At 54.9% G+C, this 20,953-nt stretch carries 19 protein-coding genes and 1 pseudogene; 15 read left to right on the top strand and 5 right to left on the bottom strand.

All coding sequences use genetic code 11. The annotated features are described in order from the left end of the window. Positions 1-362 (bottom strand): annotated as a pseudogene (locus PW844_RS14945) (aldolase); the annotation flags it as partial. A gap of 175 nt (positions 363-537) precedes the next feature. Here PW844_RS14945 and ampC point away from each other — a divergent pair. The 10 genes from ampC to PW844_RS14895 all read left to right on the top strand — a co-directional run bounded on the left by ampC (position 538) and on the right by PW844_RS14895 (position 8,614). After that, on the top strand, positions 538-1,668 hold the full coding sequence (ampC, locus tag PW844_RS14940; RefSeq protein ID WP_299453136.1) for a class C beta-lactamase: 1,131 nt from the start codon (positions 538-540) through the stop codon (positions 1,666-1,668). Positions 1,669-1,670: 2 nt separating this feature from the next. Further along, positions 1,671-2,111 carry a GNAT family N-acetyltransferase gene (locus PW844_RS14935; RefSeq protein ID WP_299453134.1) on the top strand — a complete coding sequence of 147 codons (441 nt, stop codon included), beginning with the start codon at positions 1,671-1,673 and terminating at the stop codon, positions 2,109-2,111. A gap of 97 nt (positions 2,112-2,208) precedes the next feature. Beyond that, on the top strand, positions 2,209-2,508 hold the full coding sequence (locus PW844_RS14930) for a putative quinol monooxygenase (protein ID WP_084874852.1): 300 nt from the start codon (positions 2,209-2,211) through the stop codon (positions 2,506-2,508). Between the two features lie 140 nt (positions 2,509-2,648). Beyond that, entirely contained in the window at positions 2,649-3,116 is a 468-nt protein-coding gene (locus PW844_RS14925; RefSeq protein WP_299453131.1) for a GNAT family N-acetyltransferase, read from the top strand. Between the two features lie 3 nt (positions 3,117-3,119). Further along, complete coding sequence (locus PW844_RS14920; RefSeq protein ID WP_299453129.1) at positions 3,120-3,515, top strand: VOC family protein; 396 nt, start codon at positions 3,120-3,122, stop codon at positions 3,513-3,515. Between the two features lie 45 nt (positions 3,516-3,560). Next, the gene (locus PW844_RS14915; RefSeq protein WP_299453127.1) at positions 3,561-4,889 is read left to right on the top strand and encodes an FAD-binding oxidoreductase; all 1,329 of its coding nucleotides are present in this window, start codon (positions 3,561-3,563) and stop codon (positions 4,887-4,889) included. A gap of 135 nt (positions 4,890-5,024) precedes the next feature. Continuing rightward, positions 5,025-5,462, top strand: a complete 438-nt coding sequence (locus PW844_RS14910) for a helix-turn-helix domain-containing protein (RefSeq protein WP_299453125.1) — start codon at positions 5,025-5,027, stop codon at positions 5,460-5,462. A 49-nt stretch (positions 5,463-5,511) separates the two neighbouring features. Next, positions 5,512-6,531 (top strand): alpha/beta hydrolase, encoded by a 1,020-nt coding sequence (locus PW844_RS14905; RefSeq protein ID WP_299453123.1) that lies wholly within the window; start codon positions 5,512-5,514, stop codon positions 6,529-6,531. A 152-nt stretch (positions 6,532-6,683) separates the two neighbouring features. Next, positions 6,684-7,685, top strand: coding sequence for a type I glyceraldehyde-3-phosphate dehydrogenase (gap, locus tag PW844_RS14900; protein WP_299453121.1), 1,002 nt, complete (start codon positions 6,684-6,686; stop codon positions 7,683-7,685). A gap of 203 nt (positions 7,686-7,888) precedes the next feature. After that, complete coding sequence (locus PW844_RS14895) at positions 7,889-8,614, top strand: pirin family protein (RefSeq protein ID WP_299453119.1); 726 nt, start codon at positions 7,889-7,891, stop codon at positions 8,612-8,614. A gap of 71 nt (positions 8,615-8,685) precedes the next feature. On the opposite strand, the gene PW844_RS14890 is transcribed toward PW844_RS14895, so the two are convergent. The 4 genes from PW844_RS14890 to PW844_RS14875 are packed head-to-tail and all read right to left on the bottom strand — an operon-like array spanning position 8,686 to position 13,481. Continuing rightward, positions 8,686-9,504: an alpha/beta hydrolase gene (locus PW844_RS14890; protein ID WP_299453117.1), complete on the bottom strand. Its 819-nt coding sequence runs from the start codon at positions 9,502-9,504 to the stop codon at positions 8,686-8,688. A gap of 51 nt (positions 9,505-9,555) precedes the next feature. After that, complete coding sequence (locus PW844_RS14885; protein WP_299453115.1) at positions 9,556-11,184, bottom strand: MFS transporter; 1,629 nt, start codon at positions 11,182-11,184, stop codon at positions 9,556-9,558. Continuing rightward, positions 11,171-11,599: a DoxX family protein gene (locus PW844_RS14880; RefSeq protein WP_299453114.1), complete on the bottom strand. Its 429-nt coding sequence runs from the start codon at positions 11,597-11,599 to the stop codon at positions 11,171-11,173. The genes PW844_RS14885 and PW844_RS14880 overlap by 14 nt, the downstream gene beginning before the upstream one ends. A 4-nt stretch (positions 11,600-11,603) precedes the next feature. Further along, positions 11,604-13,481, bottom strand: coding sequence for an amidohydrolase (locus PW844_RS14875; protein ID WP_299453112.1), 1,878 nt, complete (start codon positions 13,479-13,481; stop codon positions 11,604-11,606). A 280-nt stretch (positions 13,482-13,761) separates the two neighbouring features. Here PW844_RS14875 and PW844_RS14870 point away from each other — a divergent pair, with 280 nt between their 5' ends. Genes PW844_RS14870 through PW844_RS14850 form a run of 5 tightly spaced genes read left to right on the top strand, consistent with a single transcriptional unit; the run spans position 13,762 to position 20,951 of the window. After that, positions 13,762-14,448: a hydrolase gene (locus PW844_RS14870; protein WP_084874831.1), complete on the top strand. Its 687-nt coding sequence runs from the start codon at positions 13,762-13,764 to the stop codon at positions 14,446-14,448. Positions 14,449-14,498: 50 nt separating this feature from the next. Continuing rightward, positions 14,499-14,699 (top strand): DUF1427 family protein, encoded by a 201-nt coding sequence (locus PW844_RS14865; protein WP_299453212.1) that lies wholly within the window; start codon positions 14,499-14,501, stop codon positions 14,697-14,699. Between the two features lie 2 nt (positions 14,700-14,701). Then, positions 14,702-14,956: a XapX domain-containing protein gene (locus tag PW844_RS14860; protein WP_299453109.1), complete on the top strand. Its 255-nt coding sequence runs from the start codon at positions 14,702-14,704 to the stop codon at positions 14,954-14,956. Between the two features lie 44 nt (positions 14,957-15,000). Beyond that, a complete protein-coding gene (locus PW844_RS14855; RefSeq protein WP_299453108.1) occupies positions 15,001-15,384 on the top strand; it encodes a response regulator in 384 nt (127 codons plus the stop codon). Further along, positions 15,384-20,951 (top strand): AAA family ATPase, encoded by a 5,568-nt coding sequence (locus tag PW844_RS14850; protein ID WP_299453106.1) that lies wholly within the window; start codon positions 15,384-15,386, stop codon positions 20,949-20,951. The genes PW844_RS14855 and PW844_RS14850 overlap by 1 nt, the downstream gene beginning before the upstream one ends. Positions 20,952-20,953 lie beyond the last annotated feature (2 nt).

The raw sequence follows: 20,953 nt of genomic DNA, 5'->3' as shown, positions 1-20,953 counted from the left end.
AGATACAGATTGACCACCACCGCAGCGGCATCCATCTGCAATGCGGCGAGAATCGGTTCTTCCGGATTGTGCAGCACCGCCCACATTTCGCGATGACGAGCGGCGTTATAGGCGTTGCCGACGTCAGTACGCATTACCAGCGCCGGTTTGCGTCCCACTTCGCGTTGCAGCAAATCGGCCTGGCCGTAATTGACCTGAATGGCATCCGGCTGGGCAGCAATCAGGTTGCGCATCACACCGGCAATATTTTCCAGGCCAATGAGAAAATCGGGTTCATTAGCAATGCCGTGATCGATAGCCACATCGAGACATTTGCCGTGTTGAAACAGGCGATTCATGCGAACTTTATTGGTGACGAACATGACGTGTTTCCTCCTGAAAAACCGCGAGATAAGGACATCATTGTAATTCCCGCTGCGCCTGAGCGAGCAGACGCCATGTCGCAGTTGTGAAGTTGTTCACTTAATTGGCGTTTACATAGCAAAAGGGCTGTGGGAAACCTATAGTGATGGGCTGACAGAAATGAAAGGAATATCAATGCGTTTAATGGCAAAAATCGCCGTACTGGCGGCGCTGATAAGTGGCAACGTGCAGGCGCAGACACCCGACATCGACCCGATCGTCACACCGCTGATGCAGCAATATCAGGTGCCCGGCATGGCCGTGGCGGTTTTTTATCGCGGTAAAACCACGTTTTATAACTACGGCGTGGCGTCGAAAACCACACAACAGCCGATCACCAATGAAACGCTGTTTGAAATTGGTTCGCTGAGTAAAACCTTCACCGCGACGCTGGCGAGCTATGCAGCAGTCCAGCACAAGTTACAGTTCAGCGACACCGCCAGCCACTGGCTGCCAGAACTAAAGGGCAGTGCCTTTGAGCGCGTCACATTGCTTAACCTTGCAACGCATACCAGCGGCACACCGCTGTTTGTGCCGGATGCAGTGACCAATCAGCAGCAACTGATGGCATGGTATCAGCACTGGCAACCTTCTGCGCCGCCTGGCACACAGCGGGTTTATTCCAACCTCGGTATTGGAATGCTGGGCATGATCGCCGCCAAAAGCTTGCATCAGCCATTCCGGCAGGCAATGGAACAACAGCTGCTGCCCGCAATGGGGATGCATCACAGCTGGGTACAGGTGCCACCGGTGGAGATGAAAAACTATGCGCAGGGTTACAACAAACAGGATCAACCGGTACGTGTCACACCTGGCCCGCTGGATGCTGAAGCCTATGGTCTGAAATCAACCAGCGCCGATTTGATCCGCTGGCTGGCGATTCAGACCAATAACGTGCAAATTGATCCCGAATGGCGGCGGGCGATCGCCATCACTCATCAGGGGCAATATCACACCGAGGCGTTCACGCAGGCGATGATGTGGGAATATTATTCCTTGCCGGTAACACAACATACGCTGGTGGCGGGGAATAGCGGGCAGAGGATTATGCAGGGCATGGCTGCTCAGCCCATTCGTCCGCTACAGCCTGCGCCACAACAGGCGTGGTACAACAAAACCGGCTCCACCAATGGTTTCTCCACCTATGCGGTATTTATCCCGTCAGAGCACATTGCCGTGATTATGCTGGCGAATAAATGGTTCCCGAATGATGACCGGGTCGTGGCGGCGGATAAGATAATCAATATGATAAAAGGCAGGGATTAACTATGCAGTTACGTGCGTTACAGACAAATGATTACTCCTCGTGGCTGGCCTTATGGCAGGGCTATCAACGTTTTTATGCGGCGGATATCAGTGCGGAAACGACGGCAAATACCTTCAGCCGCTTACTGGCCGATAACGAGCCGATGCATTGTCTGGTGGCGGAAGAAAACGGGGAACTACTCGGTCTGGTGCATTATCTGACCCATCGTTCCACCTGGACAACAGGGGATTATTGTTACCTGCAAGATCTGTTTGTCAGTGAGGCAGCACGCGGTAAAGGGGCAGGTAAAGCGCTGATCCTCGCGGTGTACCAGCAGGCAGAAGCGGCCGGTTGCTCGCGTGTGTACTGGACCACCCAGGAATCCAATGCCACCGCACGCAGGTTATATGATCAGGTCGCCAGTAAAACCGAGTTTATTCAGTATCGAAAATTGTTCAGCTAACAATATATCAATTTCAGGCCGCACAATTTCAGACTGACAGCCCGCACAGGCTGCGCTAACGTATTGCTGCTTATTATTTTTAATATTGGAGTGGAATATGACAGTTCCTGTTGTAGCAATATTTACTATTAAACCAGGCAGTGAAGATCAGGCTGAGAAACTATTTCGTGGCGTGATTGAAGAAACATTAAAAGAGCCGGGTTGTATCACGTACCAGCTTAATCGCGACAGCCAGAACCCGCGCCGCTTTATCTGGACAGAAGAGTGGCAAAGCCAGGCGCTGCTGGAACAACATCTTAATGCACCGCATATTGTGAAGTTGTTTGGCGAACTGCCGCCGCTGGTCGAGCATTCTGAAGTGATCGCCTTAAATAAACTGGCGGGTGGTGCAGCCTGATAGCTGCATAGCGTCGCGGGGTGATATCTCGCACCGCGACGCAACTATACGAAAGAAGTCTTACCCTGGCTATTCTCCTCGCGATAAAAGTAGTGTGGAACGATAAATACATAACCTGCCGGAAGAGAAGGATCGCAAGGATGTTTACTATCAAAACCACCCACCCGCAAAATACCGATTTACAACAGCTGATCGCTGAACTTGATGCTTTCCAGAGCGTGCTTTATCCGGCGGAAAGTAACCACTGTCTGGATCTCGCCACGGTTGAGGATGGCATGCTGCATTGCCTGATGGTCACCGATGCTGCTGACCATCCGGTGGGCTGTGGGGCGATTTTGTTGCAGGGTGACGGGGGTGCAGAATTAAAACGCATCTATGTGCGCCCGGCGTGGCGCGGTCACCAACTGGGTGAGGCGATTGTGCAGCGTCTTGAGACCCTCGCCATGCAGCAGGGCTGTGAGGTGACCCGGCTGGAAACCGGCAATCAGCAACAGGCGGCTATCCGGCTGTACGAGAAAATGGGCTATCGCCAGTGCACGGCTTTCCCGCCTTATTTACCCGATCCGCTCAGCGTCTTTATGATGAAACCACTAAAAACAAAGGAGTGAACAATGCGTACACAAAAACGTTGTATGGGATATGTGGCTATCGTGGTGGATGATTATGATCGGGCCATTGAATATTACACGCAGAAACTGGGATTCCATTTAATCGAAGATACGCCGCAACCCGGTAAGCGCTGGGTGGTGGTGAACCCCAACCCGGAGAGTGACTGCAACCTGTTACTGGCGAAAGCCTCGAATCCGCGTCAGGAAGGTTTTATCGGGAATCAATGCGGGGGACGCGTGTTTCTGTTCCTGCAAACCGATGATTTCTGGCGCGATTATCAGCAAATGAAAGCAAAGGGTGTGACCTTCTGCGAAGAACCTCGTGAAGAGGAGTACGGCACGGTAGTGGTGTTTGAGGATATTTACGGCAACCGCTGGGACCTCTATCAGAATCGGTAAAGGTATCCCGGATTTATGCAGTTCCTGAGACGTTGAGGACGATCTATGCGCGTAAAGATTGATGCAGTGCCTGACAGCCCAGTCTTTCCTGCACAGGCTGATGTGGTGGTGATTGGTGGTGGAATCATCGGTACCTCGGTCGCCTATGAACTGACGAAGCGCGGCGTGTCGGTGGCGCTGTTTGAAAAAGGGGTGATGGCCTGCGAACAATCCAGCCGCAACTGGGGCTGGGTACGACAACAAAACCGCGATCTTTACGAGCTGCCGATGGCGATGTACAGCCTGCAACGCTGGTCTGAGTTGGGGGATGAAATCGGCAGGGACCTGGGTTTCCGCCGTACCGGTATCCTGTACGGTACCACCGAAACGGCAGACCTGGCAAAGTGGGAAAGCTGGGGTCAACAGGCGAAAAATATCGGTTTTCACAGCCAGCTGCTGTCGGCAAAAGAAGCTCAGGAACGTATTGGTGGCAAAACAACCTGGCTGGGTGGTGTGTGGTCGCCCAGTGATGGTCGTGCTGAACCTTCACAGGCGGTGCCTGCGCTGGCGATGGGGGCGCAGCAGCGGGGAGCCAACATTCAGCAGCGCTGTGCCGTGCGCGGGCTGGACATCAGTGGCGGCCGTGTAACCGGTGTGTGGACCGAGCGCGGCCTGGTCAAAACCAGCCGGGTCATCTGCTGTGGCGGAGCCTGGAGTTCACGCTTCTGCACGCGTTACAGCATTGAACTGCCGAGCGCCAACATTCTGGGTACGGCATTTAAGACTACAGTGGCGGCAGAAGTGACCCCGGGCTGTCTGAGTGTGCCTGGACTGGCGATGCGTCGGCGTCTGGATGGATCTTATACCGTGGCGATATCCGGGCGCGGGCAACTGGACCTGGCACCCCAGAACCTGCGTTATGCCACACGCTTTTATCCCATGTACCGCAGCAAAATCGCCAAAAAGCTGAAAATCCGCATCAACAGCTCGTTCTTTTCCGGTCCGGAAGCGGCAGGATCCTGGTCGATGGACGCGGTCTCGCCGTTTGAAAAAATCCGCGTGCTGGATCCGGCGGCGGACAAGCAAATTCTGCGCGAAGCGATTGCCAAAATGGTGCATGAATTCCCGGTATTACAGGGTATTGCCGTCGATCATGCCTGGGGTGGCTGGATTGATACTACCCCGGACCTGGTGCCGGTGATTGACGAAATTCCGCAGATTCCGGGTCTGATCGTCGCCTCTGGCTTTAGTGGTCATGGTTTTGGCATCGGCCCGGGGGCCGGGAAGTTGTGTTCACAGCTGGTGATGAACGATCAGCCCTATACCGATTTGTCTCCCTATAGCCTGAGCCGTTTTGCCCGTGGTAATGCGATTCGCGAGCCACAGATGATGTAATGCGCACGGTCGCCCTCAAGGGCGGCCAAAAATAAAAATCAATTATCCATTCGTATACCTATCCGTTTGTATAACTTTCTTTTACACCACAGCTGATTGATATTGTTATTCAATATCTGCAAGGCAGGGTGTTATATGAACGCGATGACGGCTGAGAAGACATTTCTGCCCACCTCTTATCCGGTGCATGAAAAGATTATTTATTCGGTGGTGGATGACATTATCCACTGGATTGAAGACCACCTGTATGACGAAAATATTCGTGTCAGCACCGTAACCGGGAAAAGTGGTTATGGGCACTGGCATTTCCAGCGGATCTTCCGCGACGTAACCGGGTATAACCTCGGCGAATATATACGTCTGAGACGGGTCATCAGATCGACGTTTTCCATTATTCATAGCCAGAAAACTCTGCTGGAAATTGCGATAGAAAATGGTTTTACCAGCCAGCAAACCTTCACCCGTATTTTTAAAAAATATATTCATGCCACCCCGGGTGAAATCAGGGGGCAATATGCTAATGACAAAGTCGCATTTTTCCACCTGACGGCAGAACTGTTAAAAAACAAATAAGCGAAAAACCATTGCGTTGTTTAACGTAATATTTGAAAAGGAAAAGACAATGAAATTGAAGATGGTGATGGGTGCTTTATTACTGGTGAGTCAGGTAAGTGCAGCGTTTGCCGCGAGCGAAGAAAACCTTCCCGCACCGACAGCGGGTGTCGCGGCCTTTCTTAAAGTGCTGAACAGCGGTAACGGCAAACCGATTGAGCAACTTTCACCCGCAGCGGCACGTCAGGTACTGATTGGCGCGCAGAAGGGCGTCAAACTGCCCGCTGCCCAGGTGAGTGAAAAAGTCATTCAGGTACTGGGTCAGCCGCTGACGCTGACCATCGTGAAGCCAGAACATGCGCAGGGCGTATTGCCGGTGTTTATGTTTTTCCACGGTGGTGGCTGGGTGTTAGGCGATTATCAGACGCATGAGCGCCTGGTACGCGATCTGGTGAATGCATCGGGCGCGGCAGCGGTGTTTGTCAATTACACCCCATCGCCGGAAGCACATTTCCCGGTCGCCATTACTCAGGCTTATGAAGCCACCAAATGGGTCGCGCAGCATGGCGCAGAGATTGGCGTCGATGGCAGCCGCCTGGCACTGGTCGGCAACAGCGTCGGGGGCAACATGGTGGCGGCAGTGGCGTTACAGGCCAAACAATTTCACACCCCGGCGATTCGTTATGACGTCATGCTGTGGCCGGTCACCAACGCCAGCTTTGATGATGCTTCTTACCAGCAGTTCGCGGATGGCCACTTCCTGACCAAAAACATGATGAAGTGGTTCTGGGATAGCTATGCCCCGAGTGAAAAAGATCGCAACAATATTCTGGCATCCCCGTTACGCGCCACCACTGAACAGTTACGCGGCTTACCGCCAACACTGATTCAAACCGCCGAACTGGATGTGTTGCGTGATGAAGGTGAAGCGTTTGGACGCAAACTGGACGCAGCAGGCGTGCCCGTCACTGTCACCCGTTACAACGGCATGATCCATGACTATGGCTTACTGAATGCCCTGAGCCAGGAGCCAACAGTACGCACCGCGCTGCAACAGGCAGGCGCAGAAATAAAACTGCACCTCAACTAATCCGCCGACGCCAGCATCCACGCTGGCGTTTTTCATTGCGGAAATTTTGCGCACAGAATGCGTGGGGGAGATGGCGGCAGTTGAGTTAATTTAATTGTCATCTTTCCCGGTTGTTATTGAATTCCTCTTCACCCATGGCAAGGACTTCTATCATGAAAAAAATCGGTATTAACGGCTTTGGTCGCATTGGTCGCCTGGTTCTGCGTCGTATTCTTGAGCAAAAAGAAGCGGTTGAAATTGTTGCTATCAACGATCTCACTTCGCCAGAAATGCTGGCTTATCTGCTGAAGTACGATTCCAACTACGGTGCTTTCCCGGTATCGGTCAGTGCTGAAGGCAACAACCTGGTGGTTGATGGCAAAAGTATCCAGGTTTTTGCTGAGAAAGACGCGAAGAACATCCCGTGGGGTCAGCTCGGTGTGGATGTGGTGATTGAATGCACCGGCTTCTATACCTCCGCGGACAAAGCCCAGGCGCATATTGATGCTGGCGCGAAAAAAGTGCTGATTTCTGCCCCGGCCGGTGACATGAAAACCATCGTGTTTAACGTCAACGATGACACGCTCGATGCGGCTGATACCATCATTTCGGTGGCTTCCTGCACTACTAACTGCCTGGCACCGATGGCGAAAGCGCTGAACGACAGCTTTGGCATTAAAGTCGGCACCATGACCACCGTCCATGCCTACACCGGCACCCAGGCGCTGGTTGATGGGCCGCGTGGTAAAGATTTCCGCGCCTCACGTGCGGCAGCAGAAAACGTCATTCCGCATACCACTGGCGCAGCGAAAGCCATCGGGCTGGTGATTCCGGCGCTGTCTGGCAAGCTGAAAGGGCATGCGCAGCGCGTGCCGGTGAAAACCGGTTCTGTCACCGAACTGGTATCGATGCTGGATAAAAAAGTCACGGTGGATGAGATTAACGCCGCGCTGCAAAAAGCCTGTGAAAACAATGAGTCGTTTAAATATACCGACGATCCGATTGTTTCCTCCGACGTGATTGGCGTGCCCTTTGGTTCGATTTTCGATGCAACCCAGACTGAAATCAGCGAAGCCGGTGATATCCAGCTGGTGAAAACCGTCTCCTGGTATGACAACGAATACGGCTTTGTCACTCAGCTGGTTCGCGTGCTGCATAAGTTTTCCAGCCTTTAAGTCACTTATAGCGTGATACGTTGCGCCGTCGATCTGTAGCGGCGCGATTTATCGCGCTTTTTATTGATCTTATTGTCCACTAATTCGTTACACTGATTGCAAATTCACGTTGTTGTTTGGCAAATCTGTTTACCCTAATCTGTGTTCAACGAAGGGGACATCACTCCTTTACCCGGTTAACACAGAGAATTGAGGAGCAGATCATGATTGAACAACGCCTGTCAGAACAACGTGGTGTCGGCGCACACGGCTGGTTGCATTCGCACCATACTTTCTCGTTTGCCAACTATTGGGATCCGAAACAGGTAGGTTTCTCCGACCTGTTAGTCATCAACGATGATCAGGTGGCGAAAGCGCGTGGTTTTGGTGCACATCCGCACAGCAACATGGAAATTATCTCCTATGTGCTGGAAGGCGCGTTGGAGCATAAAGACTCGATGGGAACGGGTTCGGTGATTGTCCCGGGTGATGTGCAGCTAATGAGTGCCGGCAGCGGCGTGACGCACAGCGAGTTTAACCACTCCAGTGAGGATGGCGTTCACTTCCTGCAAATCTGGGTGGTGCCATCTGAGAAGAACTCACCGCCGGGCTATCAGCAAATCTCGGTACCTGAGAGTGACAAACGTGGCAATCTACGTCTGATCGTTTCTCCGGAAGGTCAGGAAGGTTCACTCAGCATTCGTCAGGATGTGCGTATCTACGCCGGACTCTTCAGTACAGGGGAACAGCAAACCCTGACGCTGGATGATGATCGTTATGCGTATATCCATGTGGCACGCGGCAGCATCACGGTGAATGGCGTGAAATTTAAAGCCGGAGATGGTGCGCGGGTGCGCAATGAAAAAACGCTGACCTTCAGCGAAGGCGATGAGGCCGAGGTGTTAGTGTTTGATTTGCGTCCGCTTGAAGTAAATCATCCGACCCGATAACCCTTGGCAAGGTCGGCATCAATGCCGACCCTACACGTAAGGGGCGAATTTATTCGCCCCTTACACTGTGACTAGCGTTGGAGAAACGCCAACAAATCTTCATTCAGCTGATCCTGATGGGTAACCGCGAAACCATGCGGACCATTCTCGTACACCTTCAGTTCTGCATCCTTAATCATCTCAGCCGCAACTTTGCCGGTGGTAGCAAAGGGGACGATCTGATCATTGCTGCCGTGAATAACCAGCGTCGGCACGTCAATCTTCTGCATATCCGGACGGAAATCCGTTTCAGAAAATGCGGTGACGCAATCCAGCGTCCCTTTCAGTGATGCCAGCAGGGCGATATTCAACGTCTGCGTCAGCACGCCGTCAGAAACGGTCTGGCCCGCGTTGGTGCCATAGAAAGGCGCGGCGAAATCACTGATAAACTGCGCACGATCTTTTCTCAATCCGTCACGGATACCAGCAAACACCGATAAATCCACGCCCTGCGGATAATCTTCGGCTTTACCAAAGATCGGTGTCACCGCGCCCAGCAGCACCAGTCCCGCAACGCGAGCGGTGCCATAATTGGCGATATAGCGAGTGACATCGCCACCGCCCATGGAGAAACCAACTAACGTAACGTCTTCCAGACCGAGGCAGTTGATCAGATCGTTAATGTCGGAAGCGAAGGTATCGTAATCATATCCCTGCCAGGGCTGCTCTGAGCGGCCAAAGCCACGACGGTCAAACGCAATAACGCGATAGCCACGTTCCGCCAGGAAATTCATCTGGCTATCCCACATATCCCCATCCAGCGGCCAGCCGTGGCTGAACAGCACCGGCTTACCTGTACCCCAATCTTTAAAATAAATCTGCGTACCGTCTGTGGTTCTGAAAGTGCTCATTGCATGGACCTCTTGTTGATTGAGTTGATTGATATGCCTGGGCGGCCTGTGTCAGGCCGGGGCCACCAGATAGCGAACGTCGGGCATGTTTTCGCCCTGATGGAAGGCGTAGACCCGGCTCTGAATCTTGCGGTCATTCATGGTGTAGCGTTCCTTTTCGCGCAGATGTTCCATCCAGGACCCCACCACAAAGGTTTCGACGAAAATGCCGGGTTGCAGCACGTCTTCATAAATCGACCAGTTGATCGCGCCACCACGACGCCGTACGCGGCGCATATCCTGCATACAGACGGTAAAATCATGAGCATCTTCCGGGCGGATCCGATACTCGTAGCTCACCATCACCGGGCCACGATTGTGATGCACGTCCGGCACCGGGCTGTTGTCGCTATCGTTCAGAATCTCAAGATTTAAATCCGGGTCCTGGTCGAGCCGCCAGCGCCAAACGGTGGCGCAGGATAAAAACATCCCTACAGCGGCAATCGACAGTGAAACCGGAATCGAGAAATGCGTCGCCAGTTGCCCCCATACGGCGCTGCCTACGGTCATGGAGCCGAAGAATGCCGTGAGGTACACCGCCAGCGCGCGGGCCTTGACCCATTTGGCGGCGCTACGCTGCGCGCCAAGATTGAGGGTGGAGAGCACCGCAATCCAGGCGAATCCGGTGAAGAATTCGCAGGCATTCAGCCACCAGAAATGACGGATAAACGCCAGCGCCAGCATGGTCAGGCCAAACATCAGGCTGGCCAGCACCATCAATCGATCGGCGCTGAATTTTTTGCGCAATCCCGGCAGTAACACCGCGCCACAGATGGCCCCGAGGCCGATGCAGGCCAGCATAATGCCGTAGCCGCCGGGGCCAAGTCCCAGTTCACGTCTTGCCACCAGGGGCAACAAGGCCCATCCGGCGCTGCCAAACAGGAAGAAGGCACAGGTGCGCACCAGCACATTGCGGAACACCGGTGCCGCATGGACATAACGCAATCCCACCCGCACCGCAGGGAAGAAGTGTTCCGGTGGCAGCCGCTGAATACTGGGAGCCGCCTTCCAACGATACAGCACCCAGGCGACCCCGAGCACTGATAACGCATTGAGCAGAAACACCATCCACGGACCGGCAAATGACAGGATCAGGCCACCCAGCGCCGGACCAATGGCACGGCTGATGTTAATACCGAGAGAGTTAAGCGCGATGGCCGGGCCCAGCTCATTTTTGTTTACCAGGTCAGGCACGATGGCCTGGAAGGGCGGTGAACTCATCGCTGCGCCGGTGCTCAGCAGAAAGGCGGCAATCAGCAGCACGGCAGGTGTGACTAAACCAGCCCAGGAAAGCAGCGTCAGGCCACTGGCGGCGATAAATACCCACAGCTGCGAAAACAGCAGATATTTACGGCGATCGACAATATCGGCCATCACCCCGGAAGGCAGCGCGAACAGAAACATCGGCAGACTGCTGGCCGCCTGCACCAGCGCCACCATTAAGGGATCGCTGCTGAGCGTCAGCATGCTCCAGTTGACGCCCACATCGTTCATCCATGAACCGATGTTGGACACCACCGTCGCCAGCCACAGCATACGAAAAACCGGTTGTCGGAGAGGCTGCCACGGTGAAGCGGCTTGCACCGGTAATTCGCTCGGGAGTTCGGCTCCGGCGCTGTGAATATCATTAACCTGTGCCATGGCGTAGCTCCTGCTTTGGCTTCACGCCGATACGCCAGGCTCCCGGTCCGGTCAACGCCAGCGTGGTAAAGATAATCAGCAGCAACCAGCCAAACTGGCCGTCGGCGATCGACCAGTCCGGGTGAACCACCACCATGGCTACCAGTAATACGCCGATAATCGGCAGACAGGCCAGACGTGACCACCAGCCGAGGATGATCAGGATCGGGCAGATCACTTCTGCCACGATCGCCGGGATCAGGCTCATATACGGCCCCATACCGAACGGGTCTTCGATACGCGTCAGTTCTTCCTGAAAATGAAACACTTTCGGTAAGCCATGGACATGCAAAAGTAACAGGCTGCCCGTCAGACGCAGGAAAAACAGCCCCAGATCGATTCGGGGCGGGATGGAGAAAAACGATGACGTTTTCATAATGTTAAAACGCAAAGCAGCTGCAACCGAGCGCGCCCCAGAAGGCGTTATCTTCGGCTACCGGGACATTAGCACCACGCGCAATATCATGCTGGTGGCTGTGGACCCCACAGGGACCGCTGCAATGATGCGCCTGTGGCATCATACCCACGCGGGTCATGGCATCCGGCGGCGCACTGCGGTAATGGCCAGGCACCTTCACCACTGGTGACCATTCCGGCAACACCGGCAGCGTCGGTGGGGCTTCTGAGCTAAAGGATCCGGCGGCATACACCACGTTGCCATCCACCACCGTCAGCACTGACTCAATACCCTTGATTTCCTCTTCCGGCACGCTAAAGAAATCTTTACTCAGCACCGCCATATCTGCCAGCTGGCCGACTTTGATCTGTCCCTTTTTGCCCTGTTCACTGGAGAACCAGGCGCTGCCCTGAGTCCACAACATCAGCGCGGTGTCACGGTCGAGGCGGGCATTGACGTCATACATCTGCATGCCGCCCACGGTGCGGCCGGAAACCAGCCAGTAGAGCGCGGTCCACGGGTTGTAACTGGCCACGCGGGTAGCGTCAGTGCCCAGACCCACCGGGACACCGGTCTCCAGCATGCGCGCCACCGGCGGGGTGTGGCGGGTGGCCTCGATGCCATAACGTTCGGCAAAATATTCGCCCTGGAACGCCATACGATGTTGCACCGCAATGCCGCCACCGAGGGCTTTGATACGGTCGATATTTTTCTGTGTCACGGTTTCCGCATGGTCGAAGAACCAATGCAGGCCGTTAAATGGAATATCGCGATCCACTTTTTCAAACACATCCAGCATGCGGCTGATGGATTCGTTGTAAGTGGCGTGCAGACGGAACGGCCAGCGATGTTCCACCAGATGACGCACCACGCGCTCCAGCTCATCTTCCATCCCCGGGGCGAGGTCCGGGCGCGGTTCGAGGAAATCTTCAAAGTCTGCCGCCGAGAACACCAGCATTTCACCGGCACCGTTATGGCGGAAGTAGTCGCTGCCCTGACCGGGCGTCAGCATATCGGTCCATTTTTCGAAATCTTCCAGCTCATGACCGGGACGCTGGGTAAACAGGTTATAGGCGATGCGCACCGTCATCTGTTTTTTGCTGTGCAGCTCGGCAATCACTTCATAATCGTCAGGATAATTCTGGAAGCCGCCGCCCGCATCGATGGCGCTGGTCAGGCCGAGGCGATTCAATTCACGCATAAACTGACGGGTGGAGTTGATCTGCAATTCCAGCGGCAGTTTCGGTCCTTTCGCCAGTGTGGCGTACAGGATCATCGCGTTGGGGCGGGCAATCAGCATACCGGTTGGGTTACCGTTGCTGTCGCGCTGGATTTCACCCCCTGGCGGGTTTGGTGTGTCTTTGGTGTATCCCACCACTTTCAGTGCGGCGCGGTTGAGCAGGGCGCGATCGTAGAGATGCAGAATAAACACCGGGGTGTCCGGTGCCGCATCATTGATCTCTTCCAGCGTTGGCATCCGGCGTTCGGCAAACTGGAACTCAGTCCAGCCACCGACAACGCGCACCCACTGCGGCGACGGGGTACGCAGCGCCTGCTCTTTTAACATGCGCAGCGCATCAGCCAGCGACGGCACGCCTTCCCAGCGCAGTTCCAGGTTGTAGTTGAGGCCGCCACGGATGAGGTGCAGGTGGGAGTCATTCAGACCAGGAATGGCAGTATGTCCCTTAAGATCAATCACTTTAGTGCCTTCGCAATGATGCTCCATCACTTCGGCCTCGCTACCGACGGCCAGAAATTTGCCTTCACGAATCGCCACGGCGACAGCCACCGGGTTGGCGCGGTCAACGGTGTGGAATTTACCGTTGATTAAAATCAGCTCTGCTTTACCGAGCGTCACCATAGATCCTCCTGAACTGAGATGTCCGAATAGCAGGACGGGAAATGCGCGCTGTCGCAGGGCGTCAGAGCACCATCAGCTCAGGATTATGGTAAGCGGGGAGAAACGCCGTCTAGTTATACAAAGGGATACCTATACGTTCGTATACTTATACACAGAGATAATAGTCCGGTCATGTAATGCCCCCTAAACTTCGATCTGACAGTGACCAACCGGTGACTGCCACTTTTGCTCCGTATTTATGTTCGCGGAAATCCAGTTACTAACCTCAATGGGTACATTCATGTCCAACTCTAAGCTTGAAGTTCTGACCCCGCATAACAGCCAGATTATCTTTATCGATCAGCAACCGCAGATGGCGTTTGGCGTGCAGTCAATCGATCGTCAGGTGCTGAAAAATAACACGGTCGCGCTGGCGAAAGCGGCGAAGGTATTTAACATTCCGACCATCATCACCACGGTCGAAACCGAGAGTTTCTCTGGCTATACCTACCCTGAACTGCTGGACGTGTTCCCGGGGCTGGATATCCTGGAACGTACTTCCATGAACTCATGGGACGATCAGAAAGTCCGTGATGCGCTGGCCGCTAACGGGAAGAAAAAAGTGGTGGTTTCCGGCCTGTGGACCGAAGTGTGTAACAACAGCTTCGCCCTGTGCGCCATGCTGGAAGGCGGCTATGAAATCTATATGGTGGCGGATGCCTCTGGCGGCACCTCAAAAGAAGCCCACGACTATGCCATGCAGCGCATGATCCAGGCTGGGGTGATCCCGGTAACCTGGCAGCAGGTGATGCTGGAGTGGCAGCGTGACTGGGCGCATCGTGATACCTATGACGCTGTAATGAAGATTGCCAAAGAGCATTCTGGTGCCTACGGCATCGGCGTTGATTACGCTTACACCATGGTGCACAAAGCGCCATCACGTCAGGAAAGCGAACATCGCACCCTGGCGCCGGTTCCGGCACGTTAATTCCCTTGCGATGACCGGCACTCTGATGTGCCGGTCTCAGGAGGATCATGATGAATCCTTTGATCATTTCTCTGGGGGCAGGCGTATTGGTCGGCCTGTTCTATGCACTGCTCCGGGTCCGTTCACCCGCACCACCGGCAATCGCGCTCATCGGTTTGCTGGGCATGATTATTGGCGGGCAGCTGATTCATCTGGCGAAGCCAGTGCAGCAGACCGCTGCGGTCACAAGCCACGTCGATAAGAGATCCTGACCATGCTGAAGTCATATGTTATTTCGCTGGTAGTGGGTATGCTGGCGGGCGTGATTTATGGTCTGATAGATGTCAATTCCCCTGCGCCGCCAGTGATCGCGTTGCTGGGATTATTTGGCATGCTGGTGGGGGAGCAACTGGTCCCGCTGGCGCAACGCCTGATCCGTCGCCAACCGGTAACCCTGGCCTGGTTCCGCCATGAATGTGTGCCCAAAATCAGTGGCACGCCACCACCTGGTGGAGAAAAGGGACCCTAAGGAATATCCTCACGTGCGCGTGAGGATTATCAGAGGATTACAGCATGACGCTACCACAGCACATTGTTATCGTTGATGATGAACGCTCAGTCCGTAATGGCCTGAGCAATTTACTGCATTCTGACGGATACACCACCAGCCTGTATGAATCGGGCGAAGAACTCCTCCAAAACGAGTCAGCATTAACCGGCGCGGCTATGCTGATCATCGACGTCAGATTGAAAGGAATGAGCGGTTTTGAACTTTACTCAGTCCTGAAACAGCAATCCGTGGCTCTGCCCGTGGTTTTCATCTCTGCCGATCAGGAAGAATCCGTGCAGTGGTATGCGATTGCGCTGGGTGCGGTGACCTTTTTGCGAAAACCCATTGATGTTGATACGCTCCTGACCATTATCCGTAGCGAACTGTCGCAGGGGGAAACACCATAATGGGCATTATCTCTGTCCCGCAGGAAGGTAACGACGAAGCGAAGATCATCCTGCCGGAAGAGATAATGCTGACCCCGCTGGCGCAGGATGGCAGCATTGCCTGGTTGATGGGGCGATTTGCTGCCGGTGAAACCGTGCTGATCGCCACTGCCGCCAGTGACGAGGTGGCATTTCAGGCGACGCAGTTATTAAAAAACGAGCTGGCGTTGGCCCCGCATCTGGCTCCGCGCTGGGCGGTGAAACCGGCGGGCTTTACCCGTCACCAGGGGCACTATGCGCTGGTGTATCCGCAGTTTCCTTATCGAACGCTGGCGGGGATAATCGGGGTGCCGCCGGAGCAGATCGCGGATTATTTACGCAATGCTATTCAGCTATGTTTGCCATTGAGTCAGGCCCATCACCAGGGGATTGTGCACGGCGATATCAAACCCGCCCATCTGTTCCTGAATAACGACGGTTCCTACCGTCTGGGTGGCTTTGGGCTGGCCTCCGTCACCGTCGATTCCCAGCTGAAAAATTCGCTGCGTGCGTCGGGCGGCACGCTGGCTTACATGTCGCCGGCACATACCGGACGCACGCCTTATCCGGTCAGCAACCTCAGCGATCTCTACAGTCTGGGCGTGGTGTTGTATGAAATGCTCACCGGCAGGCTGCCGTTTGGTTCGCCCCAGGCGGGGCAGGCTGAGTGGATCCACCATCATCTGGCGACCGCGCCACGTCCACCAGAATCAATTCGCCCGGATGTCCCGGCGATGCTGTCGGCCATCATCCTGCGTCTGCTGGCAAAATCGCCCGCCGATGGTTATCAAACCATTGACGGCTTGCTGGCCGATCTGCGGCGCTGCAAGGCGACGCTGACGCAAGAGGGCTCCATCGCCCCTTTTACCCTGGGTTTGCAGGAACGTTTCACGACGAATTATCGTGTTGAAACGCTGTTTACCGGCCATCCGCAGGCGCGGGAGTTATTGAACGCACTGGAGGAGGCGCAGCACAGCGGTACCCATCATCTGGTGATGATCGGCGGTGCGCCGGGATCAGGGAAGTCTGCCATCATTGCCTCGGCGCTGAAAAAGCTGCAGCACAAGCCCATTTTGTTGACGGTCGGCAAAGCCGATCAACATTCCCCCAAGGTGCCATACTCTGCGCTGAGCGCCGCCTTCCGTACCCTGACGTTGTATCTGCTCGGTCTGCCCACGGCGGATGTACAGGTGTGGCGGACGCGCTTAACACGAGCGTTGGGCCATGATGTCGAGCTGGCAATTGAACTGGTGCCGGAACTGCGCCAGTTGCTGGATATTGTGCAACCTGTGGTCAGCACCGATCCGTTAATCGATGCGCGCGAACGTTTTCACCAGATGGCCGGTGCGTTAATCAAAGCGTTTGCCTCATCCGGTAAACCGCTGGTGATGTTGATTGATGACGTGCACTGGGCAGATCAGGCCAGCCTGCAACTGCTGGAGAAGGTGTTTCAGCGTAATGAGCATCTGCCATTCTTATTGGTGATTGCACATCGGGATGCGGAGTCGATGCCTTGTCGGCAGGTAGCCGGTTTTCTGGCACGCATCCAGAGTGCCGCAGCACGTATCACCCAGCTGACACCGCAGCCGCTTAACGTCAAAATGGTCGCCCGCTGGCTGGCGGGTATGTTGCATACCCGCACCAGCGGCACCAGCGAGCTGGCCCAGCTGATCCATGAGAAAACCGGTGGTAATCCGCTATTCCTGCAAGAGTTTTTTAAACAGGCTATCGATGACGGGCTCATCTTTTACACCAAAGATCCGCTGAAATGGCATTACGACCAGAGCGCGTTGCAGGCGCGTCAGTATACCGATAATGTCGCCAGCCTGGTGGTACGCCAGCTGGAGCGCATGCCTGAAGCAACCCGGCAACTGCTCGGCAGCCTGGCCTGTCTGGGGGGAAATGGTCAGCTGGCACTGCTCAGCCAGATCCTGGGGGCTGGTCAGCGCAAAATTCAGGAGCGGCTGCGACCCGCCATCGCCGCAAAGTTTATTACCATCGTCAACGATGAATACACCTTCACCCATGATCGCGTCCATGATGCGGCCTTTTTGCTGATTGGTTTTAAGCAAAAGTTACGGATCCATCAACAGGCAGCCTGTCTGCTGGCGGAGTGTGCGCCGCGCGCCGAAGGTAACGAAACGCTGTTTCGCGCGGTGCACCATATTGCGATGGCGGCGGATGTGCCGATGCCCCCGGCACAAAGTCGCAATTACTTTCGCCTCAGCCTTACTGCGGCGCAGCGCGCCAAACGCGCTGGCGATTACGCGTCGGCGTTACGCTATCTGCAAACGGCCCGCGCGCTGGATCAGCAACAACCCACCTCTGACCATTTTTTACTGGGCTTCGAGGAAGCGGAGTGCCAGTTCCTGCAGGGCAATCTCAGCGCAGCACAGGCCCAGTGTACTGTGCTGCTGGGGATGCCGGGCAGCCTGACGGAGAAATCGGCGGCGGCTTGCCTGTCGGCTGAGATCCATATGCGGCAGTCAGACAACTATCTGGCACTGGAAACCGCGCTGGCCTGGCTGGCGGTGTTCGGTGTGCATTTCAATCGCTATCCGGATGAGGATGAGTGCAACGCGGCCTGGTACGCACTGAAAGCGCGCCTGGGGCCGGATCCGTCCGTCACCCTGGGTACGTTGCCGCTGATGGCGAACCGCGAAAAAGAGTCGGTGCTGAACCTGATGGCCAGCACCATTTTTGCATCCTCTTATGACTGCCCGCAGTTGCACCTGCTGCTGGTGTGTAAAATGCTGGATATGACGCTGGACCACGGTATCAGTGGTGCGTCGGTGTTTGGCCTGTCATGGTTTAGCGTACTGATCACCGATCGCTACCAGGAATACCACTACGGCTTTAAATCCGGCATGTTAGCCACACAGCTGGCTGAAAAGCACAACTTTGTGCGTTTTAAAGCGCGCACGTTGTTGCCGCTCGATCAGGTGGGGATCTGGACGCAGCCGCTGGCCTTCGCAATCGATTACGCGAAAAAAAGCTTTAACGTCGCGCTGGCGCACGGCGATAAATCCTTTGCCTGCCTGTCGTTGCGCCATCAGGTGATGAACTACCTGACGCGCGGTGATCATCTGGAGTCGGTGCAGACCACCATCGAACGTGGCCTGGCCTTTACGCAAAAATCTTTTTATCCCGATGTCGAAAACGTGCTGCTGATGCAGAAGCATTTTGTCATCCATCTGCGTGGCAGCAGCCATACCAAATTCAGCGGTATCGATCTCTATCCGACACAACTTACCGGCAGCGAGCCTGGGCCGGTGTCCGGTCCTAAAGCGATGGTGCTGTTCTGGTCATATTTGTATCGCGGTATGGCGCATTTTTATGCGGGCGAATATGCCCTGGCCTTGCCCTGTTTCGCCGAGGCGACGCAGCTGATAAGCGCCGTGCCTGGCTATATCTATCTGCTGGATTTACATTTCTTTAGCGCACTGAGCCTGACGGTGCCGCTGTCTGCCGGGCAGGCGACCGCCAAAGTTCATCAACAGGCCCACGACCATTTTGACAAGATTGTCCAATGGTCGGTGCTTAATCCCGAGCTGTTTGCCGATAAAGCCGCGCTGATCGCGGCGGAACTTGCCCGCCTGCGCGGTGAAGTGGGGGAGGCATTAAGCCAGTACGAGATGGCGATTAATTTGTCACGCAAGTCAGGTTATCAGCACATCAACGCACTCGCTTACGAGCTGGCGGGGTATTGCGCCAAAAGCTGGAAATTCGACGTGCCCGCCGATGCCTATTTAAAAGGGGCGATCAGCGGCTGGGAAAACTGGGGCGCACAGGCCAAGGTGCGCCAGCTGGAACAACGCTATCCGCAACTGGCGACGCAAAAACAAAGCAACGCGTTCACCACCATTCCCTTTGAAGACGAATCCATTCGTGACCTCGAAAGTGTGGTGACAGCGGTACGCGCCCTGACGGAGGAGATCAATCTTGACCGTCTGATCCATATTCTGATGCGGATGTTGCTGGAGCGCGCCGGGGCGCAGCGTTGCCTGCTGATTCGCGTGCTGGACGGCAATGTCCCGGAAACGGAAGCCTGGGCCGAAGCCAATGCCGATGGTGTAAAAGTCAGGATCGTCAAAGAACGGCCAGCCGCTACCGATTTGCCGTTGTCGGTGCTTTCCGCGGTGATCCGCACCGGGCAGGAGATTCGTACCGGTAAACCGGAGGATTTCAGCCCCTTCAGTCAGGATCCTTATCTGGTTTCCTCCGGCGCAGCCGTAATGTGTGTGCCGATGTTCAAGCAGGCCAATATGGTTGGGGTGTTATATCTGGAAAACCGGCTGATGCCGGATGTGTTCACCGCTGAGCAATCGCATATCGTCAAAACCCTCAGCGCGCAGGCAGCGGTATCCATTGAGACCGCGCGCCTGTATGCCGAATTGCTTGAGGAGAACATTCACCGCAGACGCGTGGAGAAGCAGCTGCGCGCCAGCCAGACCTCCCTGATGATGGGGGAGAAAATCAGCCATACCGGCACCTGGAGCTGGGATATCGGGCAGGACCGGCTGTCCGTGTCGGATGAGTATATGCGTATTCTCGGTCTGCCCGAGCAGCAGCAAAGCTGGTCGATGGCGGATTTCATGACCGTTGTGCACCCTGACGACTTTCAATGTATTAATGACCTGGTGCGCGACAGTGTGCAGAACGGCATCAGTATGCAGGCGGAATTTCGCATCATCCGGCCAAATGGCGAATATCGTTATATCAAAGGAATTGGCGATCCGGTGGAGAACTGGCCGGAAGTCAAAGAATACTTTGGCACCATTTCCGACATTACCGTACAACGTCGGGCAGAGGATGCGGCGCGTATGGCACAGGCCGATCTCGCCCGGGTTTCGCGCGCCACCACCGTCGGGCAGTTAACCGCCTCGATCGCGCACGAAATCAACCAGCCATTAATGTCGATCGTCGCTCATGCTGGTGCCAGCCAGCGCTGGCTGAAACGTGAACCCCGGCATATCGAGAATGCCTGTTTCAGCCTGGATGAGATTTTGCAGGAAGGAAAACGCGCAGGCGACATTATCCGGGGCCTGCAAGCGTTAACCCGCAAACATGACTCGGTATTTGCTAAAGCGAACCTGCATTTGATTGCGCGCGATATTCTGGCTCTGTCACGCGCGGAGATTGAAAGAAAATGGATCTCGCTGGAGCTGAAACTGCATGCCGATTGTGCCGAGGTGTATTGCGACCGCATTCAGATTCAACAGGTGCTGCTGAACCTGGTGGTGAACGCTATTGATGCCATGACCGGCATTGAACAGCGTCCGCTAATTCTGACACTGGCGACCTCCAATCCCACACCCGACACCATTCGCTTTGAAGTTCATGACACGGGATCTGGCATTCCTGATGAGGTGCTGGAACATATTTTTGATTCGTTCTACACCACCAAAAAAGAAGGGATGGGAATGGGGCTGACCATTAGCCAGGGTATCATCAAAAAACACTGTGGCGAACTGCGCGGGGAAAACCGGGCTGACTATGGCAGCCACTTCTGGTTTACCTTACCCGTCGAGCCGCCAGCCAGTGCTTAACC

The sequence above is a fragment of the Pantoea sp. genome (genome assembly GCF_028283705.1).
Lineage (GTDB): Bacteria > Pseudomonadota > Gammaproteobacteria > Enterobacterales > Enterobacteriaceae > Pantoea.
The sequence above is the reverse complement of the archived record's forward strand: the minus strand, read 5'-3'. Positions and strand labels throughout refer to the sequence as shown.